Source organism: Novosphingobium sp. BW1, assembly GCF_008107685.1.
Classification (GTDB): domain Bacteria; phylum Pseudomonadota; class Alphaproteobacteria; order Sphingomonadales; family Sphingomonadaceae; genus Novosphingobium.
Genome location: NZ_VIRF01000082.1, coordinates 120916 through 132910 on the forward strand (window position 1 = coordinate 120916; position 11995 = coordinate 132910).

Genomic DNA, 11995 nt, shown 5'->3' on the forward strand with positions numbered 1-11995 from the left:
AACTCCGGTTGGTCGCAAGGTGACGGCGACGGGGAGAGGGGGCTCTCCCCGCCACGTCGGTCCAGAAGTCTGGGATCAGAACTTCTGGCGTACGTTGACGCCGATGGTGCGCGGGGTGGCGCTGCTCACCAGCGTGCGCCCCTGCGCGATCGCGCTTGAGCTGGCGCGGGTGATCGCGGTCGCGTCGAGCAGGTTGGTCACGTAGAGGTAGGCGCCCCAGGCCTGGCCCGGGCCTTCCACGCCCAGGCGTGCGTTGACAAGCGTATAGTCCTCGACCTCGCGCGCGAAGGTATAGTTGCGTCGGAAGTCTGACCACGAACCGCCCACGTAGTTGACATCGACGCGGGCCATGCCGCCAAGGCTATCGGTCAGTGACCAGTCGTACTGCGCCGAGGCGCCGCCCATCCATTTGGGCACGTAGGGGATGCGGTCACCCTTGAGGCCCGAGGTCGCCGTCGCGCCGGTGTTCTGGTCTTCCGAGAGCGTTGCGTCGGTGTAGGTCACGTTGCCTTGAAGCGAGAGGCCGTCGAACAGCATCGCGTTCACTTCGGCTTCCACACCCTTGACGGTCGCCTTGCCCGCGTTGCCGAGGTAGGAAAAGGCGCCGTTGGGCGTGCGCTGGGTGACTTGCATGTCGCTCCAGTCGATCCAGTAGGTATCAATGTTGAAAAGCATCGCGCGGTTGAACCAGCTGGTCTTGAGGCCGACCTCGTAGTTCCACAAGCTGTCCGAATTGTAGCCGGTGAGCGCGGCGTCAAGGCCGAGCACCTGGTTCGCGCCGCCCGGACGGTAGCCCTGCGAGGCTTCGGCGTAGAGCATCACGTCGGGCGTGAACTCGTACGAGCCGTTGAAGCGGAACACCCAGCCGTTCTCAGTCGAATTGACCTCGGTGGGCGGAGTGATGCGCGCGCCGACGAGGATCGAGGGGACGTCGGTATAGCCCACGATGTCCTTGTCGTAGTGGAAGTAGCGCGCACCGCCGGTCAGCTGCGCGCCCTCGAAGGGGTGCAGCGTGACTTCGCCGTAGCCGGCCAGCTGGGTGAGCGAATCGTCGATATGGCGCCCGGTCACCACTTGCAGCGGACGCAGGATCTCACCCGAGACAGGATCGGTGTTCACCTGAGGATTCCAGACCGCGATGTTGCGGTCCGACCAGAAACCGCCGATGGTCCAGTCGAGGAACCCGGTGGAGTTGGAGCTGAGGCGCAGCTCGCCGGTCCAGGCGTCCATCTCCTGCTGGGGGTAGAGCACCGAGTAGGACTGCCAGTCGACAAGGTCGTAGTAGTCGGTCAGCTGGCTGTCGCTGCACGGGCTGCCCCCGCCTACGAGGGCAGCGCAGCGCCCTTCGCTGCGCTGGGCCTGCATGAAGCGCGAGACGTCGCTTGCCGATGACAGTTCGCGGTGCATGTAGGAACCCGAGGCGACGAACGTCGCGAAGTCGAACTCGTAGGTCGACGCGATCGAGTAGAGCTCGGTGTCATCGACGATCGGCTGGCGGGTGTAGGCGTCGGAATTGAACTTGCCCGCTTCCTTGGTCCACAGCGGCGTGTCGGTGCGCGTGCGGTTGAGGAAGGTGGTGACATCGAACGTCCAGCGATCCGAAGGCTGCATGCGCAGCATCAGACGCCCGCCATAGCTCTTGAGGACGTTGATGTCCTCGATGCCGAGTGCGGTGTTGTCGATGTAGCCGTCCTGGCGCTTGTAGAAACCCACCATGCGCACGCCGACCTTGTCGGTGGCGAGCGGCACGTTGAGCATGGCGCTGGCATCGTAGTTCCAGCCGCCGTAGCGGGTGTTCGAAAGGCTTGCGTCGACAGCGCTGCCAAGGCCGGTAAGGTCAGGCTTGTTGTAGATGATACGCAGCGTGCCGCCCATGGAACCTGCGCCGTAGAGCGTGCCCTGGGGCCCGCGCAGAACCTCGACGCGCTCGACGTCGAAGAGCTTGAGTTCGGGGGTCGAACCGCCCGCGTCATTGCCTGCGCCGATCATGCCGGTCACCGGCGTCTCATCGTAGTAGGTGCCGATCATCGGCTCGCCCGAACCCTGGATGCCGCGAATGACGACGCGGCGCTGCGAGGGGCCGCCGTCCACGAAGCTGAGGCCCGGCGCGCTTGCGGCCAGGTCGGCGATGTCCTGCACGCCCGAGTTGGCCATGGTTTCGCCGGTGACGGCCGAGATCGAGATCGGCGTTTCCTGGATCGACGTGGAGCGCTTGAGGGCGGTCACCACGATATCGGCGCCGACGACGGTGTCCGCGTTCGTTGAGGCCTGCTGCTGGGCGCTTGCATGTGGTGCCCAGGCCAGCGCGGTCAGGCTGGCCGCGGTGAAAAGGCTTCGGCCGATGGTCCGGGCCGACAGCGTCGTCGTAGTAGTCGTGAACACAGTATTCCCCCTGAATCTTCGGCGCGTGCCCATCTTGTCGCACGCGCGAAATCTATCGACCGCACAGCGCTGTGCGATCGCCCTCATCCGGCGTTTTCGCTCTCCCTGCGTATCTCTGTTGTCCTTTGTTGTTCTTTGATGCGGTTTTGCCCCCCCCGCGATCACGATGACAGGACGTTCATCTCCCGATCCGATTGCACGGCTGACGCCGGAATGGAAGAGGGGAGGGCGCAACAAAATACGGGCGTGATCGCGTGCCGACTTGTTCAGGGGCGCTTCAATGCCAGCAGTTCGCGCAACAAACATGCAGAATGTCGCAAAATTGCTCATGCCGTGTCCACGTTAGGCGAGGACATGCGCTATTTGACGCTATCTCAGCCTCCAGAACGCGGATAAGTTTCCGTAAACGGGGTGAAAACCGGTTGCATCGAGGGCGATCCGGCTCAAGGGTGCGCGCAGGGGTTGCAGACAGATCGCAGGGCATCACTCGGCTGCTTCGCGGCAGCCTGCCCACCGTCTGCACGACAGGGACAACAGGAGGCTTCATGTTCCGCAAAAGTCACGTGGGCGCGCTCAGCGCCCTGCTGCTGTGCAGTGCAGCGCAAATTCAGGCGCAGGCGCAGAGCCCGCAGCCGGGCGTTGAGGCGCAAGGCATGGACGGGGACTATGCGGAGGCGGTGAAGTCCTGGACAACCAAGCCCGAATTCATGAGCCCGCTGGTCGATCACCTGCCTACGTCCTCGACCATTCCCTCGCCCAAGCAAGTGCTGGGCGATCACATCGGCGCACCCAACAAGCTGCACTATTACCAGCAGATCGTGGGTTATTACCGTGCGCTGGCACAGGCCGCGCCCGATCGGGTCAAGATCGTCGAGATCGGCAAGACCGAAGAGGGCCGTGAGAACATCATCGTGATGATCTCTTCGGCTGGGAACATGGCCGACATCGAGAACACGCGCCTGGGCCTTGCCAAGCTGGCCGACCCGCGCGGTGTGCCCGAGGAGGAGGCCAGGGCGGTCATCGCCGAGACACCGCCGATCTACCACATCTCCGCAGGCCTCCACAGCGCCGAGACCGGCCCGCCCGAAATGCTGATGGAGCTGGCCTATCGCCTGCTGGCCGACGACAGCGAGACGTTCCAGCGCATCCGCGACAACGTCATCGTCTCGCTCAGCCCCGTGCTGGAGGCGGATGGGCGCGACCGCTATGTCGACTGGTACTACCGCAACCTCATCGACGAGCGCGACGACCGCAACAAGCCGGGCGGCCCGCCGTACTGGGGCAAGTACATCTACCACGACAACAACCGCGACATTAACCTCTCGGACAAGAGCGCCAAGGAGCTGATGAAGTGGTACCTGGAATGGCACCCCCCGATCATGCACGAGCTGCATGAATCGGTGCCCTTCCTCTACATCTATTCCGGCATGGCGCCGCAGAACCCGGATCTTGATCCGCTGCTCTTCGCCGAGCTTCCCTGGTTTTCCAACTACGAGATGGCGCAGCTTACCAAGTACGGCATGCCGGGTGTGTGGACGCATGGCTATGTCGATGCGTGGACGCCGGGCTACCTCGCCTTCATGTCGTCCAACCATAACGGGATGCTGCGCATGTACGAGACGTTCGGGAATGGCGGGGCGACGACGATGTACCGCCACGTTGCGCCCGATCCGGCCTCGGGCCTTGGCCGCGATCAGACCACGCGCAAGTGGTACCGCCCCAATCCTCCCTACAAGGAGGTCATGTGGTCGTTGCGCAACAACACCAATTTCATGGAAACGGGCGTCCTCACCGCGCTCGATATGACCTCGCGCTTTCCCAGGGAAATCCTGGAAAACTTCTACAAGAAGAGCCGGGATGCCATCAAGGTCGGCGCCGGTGAAGCGCCCTATGGTTTCATCATTCCGGCAGGTCAGGCCGATCCCACGCGGGTCAAGTTCGTGACCGACATCCTGCAGCTTCAGGGCATCGAGATCGCCCAGGCCGAGCGCGAAGTGAAGCTGAAGGAGGGCACCTACCCGGCGGGCTCGCTGATCGTGAAGCTTGACCAGCCTTACGGCCGTCTCGCCAAGATCCTGTTGCGCGTTCAGGACAACTACCCCGACGAGAACGTGGGCACGTACGACGACGCGGCCTGGACAATGGGCCTGATGGCGCACGCCAGGATCGTGGAGAGCGCGGACGAGGACATCCTCTCGGTGCCCACGCGCTCCGTCGAAAGCTACAGCCCGCGTGGCTCGATCACCGGATCGGGCGCGAAGACCTATGCCGTGCTCGATAAAGGCGCGGTGGGCATGGCGACGCTGCGCTACAAGCTGGCGGACGTGGACGGTGTCGAGATCGTGGAGGACGCCTTCACCTCGGGCGGCACCACCATTCCGGCCGGCTCCTTCCTCGTGCCGGGCAGTGCCTATGAAACCTTGAAGCCGCTGGTCGAAACCCTTGCCCTCGACGCGGTGGGCATCGGCAGCGCGGCGGACAAGGCGCAGGCCCACGTGAGCGAACTGCCGCGTCTTGGCGTCTTCAGCACCTGGGGTTCGACGCAGGATGTAGGCTGGCTGCGCTACGGGCTGGACCAGCAGGAGGTCGATTACGACCTCTTGTTCAAGGAGCGTATACGCGAGGGCAACCTGCGGGCTGACTACGACGTCATCATCCTGCCCCAGCAGGGCCGCTCGACCAAGGATATCGTCTTCGACATCCCGATGACCGGCAAGCCGCTGCCCTACACCAAGACCGACCAGTACCGCTTCTCGGGCGATTACGGCTCTTCGCCAGATATCCGTGGCGGCATGGGGCTGGAGGGCCTCGCCGAACTCAAGAAGTTCGTGGACGCAGGCGGCACGCTCATCACCACGGGGCGCGCCAGCGAGGTGCCGATCGAGTATGGCTTTGTCAGCGAGATTGCGACCAAGGCTCCGCCAGCGAACTTCTACGCGCCCGGCCCGATTGTGAAGGGCAAGGTGGTAAAGCCGGAAAGTCCGATCTTCTACGGCTATGCCGGGGAACTGAAGGGCGGCAAGGTGCAGGGCGGGGAACTGGCCGAAGGCGAACTGCCGCTGCGCTGGGCCCAGAGCACCACCTACTATGTGCCCGAGCGTCTGAAGGGCGATGTCCTGATGACCTACCCTGGCGGCAAGGACAGCATCCTCAGCGGCTTTATCCGCGACGGGGACAAGCTCAAGGACAACGCGGCGATAATCAACGTGCCTTCGGGCGAGGGACGTATCCTGATGTTCGCGACCAACCCGGTCTGGCGCTGGCAGAACTGGGGCGAATTCCGCATGCTCTACAACGCGGTGCTCAACTGGAAGCAGCTGGGCGTGACCGACGAGATGCCGCCGCCGCCGCCCGCGGTCCCCGCCGTGCAGCAGTGAGCCTGGGGGTGATCTGATATGAAAAATACCCGCAGGAGGCGCTCTTCCTGCGGGTATTTTTATGTCGGCTCAGGCGCGCGCCAGTTCGCGCTCGGAGAGAAAGCCGCAGATATGGGCAACGGTCCGCGTGGTATCCATCGCCACGCCTTCCTCGGCCGCGAGTTCCAGGGCGGAGTGGGCGATCGCGCCCATTTCCAGTTCCGCCCCGCGCGCATAGTCCTGCGCCATCGAGGTGTGATAGCCACCCATCCGCCGCCCGATGGCGACCATCTCTTCGAGCGTCAGGCTGGGTTCAACGCCGAGCGCTCGGGCAAGCGTGATGCACTCCTTCAGCATCGGGAACGTAATGCGGGCCAGATGGGGCGAGGTGAACTGTTCGCCCACGGTTGCGTTGGCCACAACCGAAAGCGGGTTGCTGGCGAGGTTGAGCGCGACCTTGGACCAGACCTCGCGGCGGATATCGCGGGTTGGCTGGATGGCGATTGTACAGCCCTCGAACAGGGCGACCAGAAGCGCCTCGGTCTCCACGTGCGCATTCGCGATGCTGCCGAGCACCAGGCGCTCACGGCCGTTCGAGGTCAGATCGCCGCGCGCGCTGTCGAGCGCACAGCCTACGTAGACGACCGCACCGATGATGCGCGCGGGATCGAAGGCGTCCACCAGCGTGCCTGTCGGATCGACACTGCGCACGGCGCGGGCGGTCTCAGGCTGGAAGTACCACCAGGGTACACCGTTCACGAGCGGAACGATGCGCGTGGCCGGGCCGATCAGCGGGCGGATATCCTCCAGCGAGGCAGCAATGGCCTGCGCCTTGAGCGCGAGGAACACGACATCCCAGCCTCCCTCCATCGCGGCCATCTGTGCATCGAGCGCGGTTACGGGGATGGGCGGCAAGGCGGGATCGGCAAAGGTGATGCCCTGGCGTTCAAGCTGCTCAAGACGGCGCCCCCGCGCGATCACGGTCGGGGCCTTGTCCGCGCTCTGGAGACGTCCGGCAACCAGCGAGCCGACCGCGCCGCTACCGAAGATGCAGGTGCGCAGCGGGCGGCTCACTGCGCCATTTCCGGTTGTGGTGCGCGGTAGGCGGAGGAGAGCTTCGCGACGAAATCGTCAACACGTGAAAGCGGCAGTCCGGCAAGGTTCACGCGGCCATCGGGCGCAACGTAGATCGCGCTCTCGTCCTTGAGGCGTTGTACCACGCGCAGACCGGCGCCGAGCAGGCAGAACATGCCCTTCTGATCGGCAAGCTCGGAAAGGCCAAGGTCTGCGGCCAGAGGATGTGCGGCGATGGCCGCGCGTGTCTGCACGAGGCGCGCGCGCATGGCATCCAGTTCGCGCGTCCACAGGGCGGTCAGTTCCGCGCTCTCCAGAATCGTGCGCACAACGGCCGCGCCGTGGTCGGGCGGCATCGAGTATTCGCCGCGCGCCAGCCCCTTGGCGTTGGCCATCGCTTTTGCGAGCGGGGCGGCCTGCGTGCCAGTCATCAGTAGCGCGCCAACCCGGTCGCGGTAGAGTCCGAAGGTCTTGTTACACGAGACCGCGATCAGCGTCTCGGGTACGCGTTCGACAAGCGCGCGCACCCCGGTGGCGTCCTCCTCCAGACCAAGCCCAAAACCCTGATAGGCAAGGTCGACGAGGGGAAAAAGGCCCTTGTCGGCGATGCGTGTGGCGAGCGTTGCCCACTGGGCAGACGTGAAGTCGATCCCCGTGGGATTGTGGCCGCAGCCCTGGAGCAGGATGGCATCGCCCGGCTCTGCGCGTTCCACGATCTCCAGCCACGCTGAGAAGTCGAGCGCACCGCCCTTGGCGTCGGTGTGGGCGAACGTGCGGATGCGCAGGCCAGCTCCTTCGAAGACGGGTACGTGGTTGCCCCAGGTCGGCGTCGCCAGCCAGATCGTTGCCGGGCCGGCTCCGTGGGGGCGCGGATTGACCGCCAGCAGACGCGCGGCAAGGCGAAGCGCGCCGGTTCCGCCCACGCTCTGCATGCCTGCGGTGTGGCGGCTGGTGCACGCGCCCAGTACGAGATTGGCGATGCGCGCGCAGAAGTCCGCATCTCCTGCGGGGCCGAGATAGGCCTTGCTGGCGTGGCCTGCGACAAGCTGCGCTTCGGCGGCCTTCACAGCCCGCATGACGGGCGTCTGCCCCTTTTCGTCGCGGTAAACTCCGACCGAGAGGTCGAGACGGTGGCGGCGCGGGTCGGCGCGCACTTCACCGATGAGGGCGAGCAGGGGATCGTCGGGTTGCAGGTCGAAGCGGTCGAAGAGCACGTCACATTCCGGTTGTTGGTGAAGCTGGCTGGAGAACGTGCTTCTATCGGGAGGCGCGTGCGCTGGGTTTGCCTATTGCGCGCGTTTTTCTGGAAATCTGCATCAGATCGCCGCAATATTCGATCTTGATGCACGTTATACGCAATCCAAGCTTTCGTACTACACGTCTTGTGGTCCGATTGTCGTGATCTGGAAGGGAAGGTAACCATGGCCAAGGACCGGATCGATTCCTTTGATCGGCGTATCCTGGAAATCCTGCAGTTGAACGGGGAACTAGGCCCCAGCGAACTGAGTACCCGTATCCACCTCTCACCCTCGCAGTGCTCGCGCCGCCTCCAGCGCCTGCGCGAGGAAGGGTACATTCAGCGCACCGCGGCCATCCTCGATCCCGAGAAGCTGAACCTGGGTATCTCGGCCTATGTCTCGGTCCGGCTGCGTTCACAGTCGACCGAGATCGTCAGCGCCTTTCGCGAACGGGTGGAGGCGCTGCCCGAAGTGGTCTCGTGCGACTACACGACCGGCGAGATCGACTTCATGCTCAAGGTCCACACTCGCGATCTGGCGTCCTACAGCGAGTTCGTAAACGCCAAGCTCTTCGACGGCGATCTCATCGACAACATGCGCACCTTCGTCATCATGCAGCAGCTCAAGCGCACGACCAGCCTGACGCTCGACTACTGCTGAGTTGCCGAGGAAGGGCGTTCAGTTCCAGTCGGGCAAAGGCTCGTCCTGGAACAGGCGTTCGGCCACCAGCGAGATGGCGCCGAGGCCATGGGTCGAGCGATCATCCTGGCACAGGGTGGGCGCCTTGTTTTCCCAGGCGCGTGCCCGCTTGGCGATCTCGGGAAAATGAGCCGCGAGTGCATGGACCTTGTCGTGGGAGGGGGCGGCCATGGCCGCATCGCGAAGTGCGATGCCGCCAACCGAGGCTACCATACCCAGGCAGCCGCTGCCCCCGTACCAGCACGGGAGCCCTTCGGCCAGGCTGGTCTTCACGTGGCCGAATTCCGGGTTCACCCCGCGCCCGCCCATGAGCACGGCCCCGTCGCGCGTGGTCGCGAGGCTGAGGTCGAGGCCGACCTGGAGGAAGTGGCGAAGACCGATGCCCTCTTCCGGGATGCGCCAGCATTCCGCGCGGGCGATCACGTTGGCCTGATTGTCGATGAAGACGGTGATGCCGAGGCGGCGCTCCAGCATGTCCTGAATGGGCACGGCTTGTGGGATCGCAGGGAGCAGCCAGTGCTGGATACCCGCGGCAGCCTGGACTGTTCCGAAGAAGCCAACCCCGGCGGCATGAGGCAAGTCCCAGCGCAGGTTCGCCACCGTGCTGCGCAGGCACTCGGCGAGAGTGTCGGTCAGCGCGCTTCCGGCCAGCGCGGCGGGCAGGGCGTGCCAGGGCCAAGAATCGCATTGGGCAGGGCCGCATCGTCCCAGTTCACGTACATCCCGCCGGTGCGCACGATGACCGTATTCGTCTCGCGCGAAATGTAGACGCGCTGGCCACCAAATCCGTCGAGATAGATCATGTCGCTGGCGACAAAGGGCGCTGAATGGTGTGCTTGGAATGCGACATAGGGGCCATAGGAACGCCCCTCGCTGTCTGGAGAGCGAAGCCAGGTCAGCCAGCCATAGTTGGGGTTGCGTGGGCTTGCCTTGGTCATCGCGTCGATCCAGCGGGCGGGAACGAGGCGCTTGCCTTGCCATATTCCGCGCTCCTTGATGAGGAGGCCAAGGCGCATCCAGTCGCGGGCCCGGGCATAGATGGAGGGGCTCGCGTGCCCGCTGGCATCGCCCGCGATCAGCGCGTCGGCCGCGCCGAGCGGTTGCCACAGGCGGGTGGAGACGAAGCGGGCAAAGGGCTCATCACTCGCCCGGTGGATTGCCTCGATCAGCAAAGTGACGTTGACGGTATGGTAGTCGAAGGTGGAGCCCGGCGCGTTGACCACCGGCAGCGCGAGCGCAGCGCGCACCGCGTCCTCGCCGCCGAAAAGGGCGCTTGCTCCCACGCTTTCCGGCGCGGGATGTTCCAGTCCGCTCGTCATTTCGAGCAGGTGTCGATAGGTGATCGCAACGTGGGCCGCATCGTCCCACTCGGTCAGGACTTCGGATACCGGAGTGTCGACAGAGGCGATCGCACCTTCCTCGATGGCGATGCCAAGAGCCACGGTGGTGAGCGTCTTGGCCATCGAGGCGGACCAACTGCGCGCGTTCGCCGTGTGCGGGGCAAAATCGTGGGCGAGTTCGAGCTGCCCGTCCCGCCAGACCAGCAGGGCATCGGAATCGGTGCGCGCGGCGTAGGCGATGGCCGCGCAATAGCGCGTGGCGGCCGCGGTGCGGGTGGCGGCATCTGCCAGGGGAAGCCCTGTCCGCTCCTTGGCACCGGCAATCCCGTAGAGCGCAGGATACCCTGTGATCTGGCGCGCCGGGTTGACAGAGGCGGGCGCCTCTTCGGGCGCACTCGCGGCCGGGGTCATGGGGGCTATTGTCAGTGCCGCCGCAAGAGCGAGCGAAATGGGCCGTTGGGCGATCGGGCGCTGGGATGCGCGGCGCGCAGTTGGCATGCTGGTTCGACCCTCGCGAAATTCACCCCGCAAAAGGCACGGGGCAGGCCCAGCATAGGCGCAAACCCACCCCTAGAAAGAGCTGGCGCGGCCTGCTTTCATGCAGTGAACAGAAGGAAGGGGGCCACACCGAAGAGAAGGGGGCTGCTCGCGAACCCGGGTCAGTGATGCGTGTAGGCCGGAGGCATCGGCGTAGCCCGCCAGCTCTTGGTATCCACGCCTTCGAACCAAAGGCGCGTCACCGGGCCGGACCGCGGCCATATCTTCTGCAGGTTCGCCGTATCATAGAGGAAGCCGCCCCGCATGACCGAGGCGATGTCGCGCGCCTTGGCAATGTCCGAGCGCGGATCAGCGTCGAGCACGAGAAGATCGGCCAACTTGCCCGGCTCGATCATGCCCAGATCGGAAAGACGCCCGATGGTTTCCGCCGAACCCGCCGTCGCCGCGTGCAGCACCGCCTGCGGGCTCATCCCGCCCAGCGCATGGGCTTCCATTTTCCAGTGATAGCCGATCCCGGGCATTTCTCCGTGCGAGCCGATGCCGACCAATACGCCGGCCTTTGCGAGGCGGGCCAGGTCTTGCGCGATCACCGGGCAGCGCTCTTGTGAAAGGGGCTGGAACGTCCGGCTCAGGGTCAGCCTCTGGCGGATTGCGTTGCAGGGCCAGTGATGGCGGATCCTGGCATCGATCACCGGGTCCTCCTGGGCGACGAACCAGTCCGCCCCCGACCCGGCAGGTGCCCGGGCCGGACTGTCCTTCGCCGTGACGTCGACCTCGAAATAGTTCTGTTGGCGCTGGTCGGTCGCGGAGCGCAGGACCAGAATCCGGCTGCCATCGGGCGTGAAGAGCGGGTCCCGGTAATAGGCTGGGACCACATCGAGCTTGCGCGCGCCCGAGCCGTCGGCGAACGATCTCCAGACCGCCTCACCTTCGGCTTCGGACCAAGTCACGAAGACGAGGCGCGTGCCATCCGGGCTCCAGGCCGGCTCGCTCGGCAGGTCGAGGTCGATGGGCAGGCGCCGTGCCTTCCCGTCACCAAGTTCCTGAACCCAGAGCCCGCCCACCCGGCGCTCGTAGTAAAGCCAGCGCCGGTCCGGCGACGCGGAAGCATCGAGCATCGAGCATCGAGCATCGAGCGTCGAGTGTCAGGTGCCGCGCGGAGCGTCGGGGGAGGGCTTGATCGGCGCCAGACGTTCCGCCTTGCCGTTCAGGGCAAAGCGCCCGAGCTCGTAGTTGTTGAGATCGGGCCGGAAGCGGCTGGCGAAGACTTCGTCCCCGCTGGCGCTCCAGGTGGGGGAGACCATCACGGTCTCGTTGTCGAAATCCGAGATCACGCGGGCCTCCGAACCATCGGGATGCGCGATCCAGATGTTCTCCGAGCCGTTGCGTTCGCACGACCGTCGCTGGT

9 protein-coding genes are annotated in these 11995 nt (G+C 64.9%); 2 read left to right on the forward strand and 7 right to left on the reverse strand.

The window, feature by feature from the left end:
- Nucleotides 1-75: 75 nt before the first annotated feature.
- A complete protein-coding gene (locus tag FMM79_RS15310) occupies nucleotides 76-2382 on the reverse strand; it encodes a TonB-dependent receptor (protein WP_240339236.1) in 2307 nt (768 codons plus the stop codon).
- Nucleotides 2383-2927: 545 nt separating this feature from the next.
- On the opposite strand from FMM79_RS15310, the gene FMM79_RS15315 reads away from it, so the two are divergent.
- On the forward strand, nucleotides 2928-5759 hold the full coding sequence (locus FMM79_RS15315; RefSeq protein ID WP_148628323.1) for a M14 family zinc carboxypeptidase: 2832 nt from the start codon (nucleotides 2928-2930) through the stop codon (nucleotides 5757-5759).
- 69 nt (nucleotides 5760-5828) lie between these two features.
- On the opposite strand, the gene FMM79_RS15320 is transcribed toward FMM79_RS15315, so the two are convergent.
- Nucleotides 5829-6812: a ketopantoate reductase family protein gene (locus FMM79_RS15320; RefSeq protein WP_148628324.1), complete on the reverse strand. Its 984-nt coding sequence runs from the start codon at nucleotides 6810-6812 to the stop codon at nucleotides 5829-5831.
- Entirely contained in the window at nucleotides 6809-8026 is a 1218-nt protein-coding gene (locus FMM79_RS15325) for an aromatic amino acid transaminase (RefSeq protein ID WP_148628325.1), read from the reverse strand. The genes FMM79_RS15320 and FMM79_RS15325 overlap by 4 nt, the downstream gene beginning before the upstream one ends.
- Nucleotides 8027-8233: 207 nt before the next feature.
- Between FMM79_RS15325 and FMM79_RS15330 the strand changes: the two genes are divergently transcribed.
- Nucleotides 8234-8710 carry an Lrp/AsnC family transcriptional regulator gene (locus FMM79_RS15330; RefSeq protein WP_148628326.1) on the forward strand — a complete coding sequence of 159 codons (477 nt, stop codon included), beginning with the start codon at nucleotides 8234-8236 and terminating at the stop codon, nucleotides 8708-8710.
- An 18-nt stretch (nucleotides 8711-8728) separates the two neighbouring features.
- On the opposite strand, the gene FMM79_RS21415 is transcribed toward FMM79_RS15330, so the two are convergent.
- The 4 genes from FMM79_RS21415 to FMM79_RS21940 form a co-directional block, all read right to left on the reverse strand.
- Nucleotides 8729-9460 carry an ROK family protein gene (locus FMM79_RS21415; protein WP_256376810.1) on the reverse strand — a complete coding sequence of 244 codons (732 nt, stop codon included), beginning with the start codon at nucleotides 9458-9460 and terminating at the stop codon, nucleotides 8729-8731.
- Nucleotides 9382-10587, reverse strand: coding sequence for a serine hydrolase (locus FMM79_RS15340; RefSeq protein ID WP_148628328.1), 1206 nt, complete (start codon nucleotides 10585-10587; stop codon nucleotides 9382-9384). The genes FMM79_RS21415 and FMM79_RS15340 overlap by 79 nt, the downstream gene beginning before the upstream one ends.
- 161 nt (nucleotides 10588-10748) lie before the next feature.
- Nucleotides 10749-11705, reverse strand: coding sequence for an amidohydrolase family protein (locus FMM79_RS15345; RefSeq protein ID WP_240339237.1), 957 nt, complete (start codon nucleotides 11703-11705; stop codon nucleotides 10749-10751).
- Nucleotides 11706-11732: 27 nt separating this feature from the next.
- Complete coding sequence (locus FMM79_RS21940; protein ID WP_240339238.1) at nucleotides 11733-11921, reverse strand: hypothetical protein; 189 nt, start codon at nucleotides 11919-11921, stop codon at nucleotides 11733-11735.
- Nucleotides 11922-11995 lie beyond the last annotated feature (74 nt).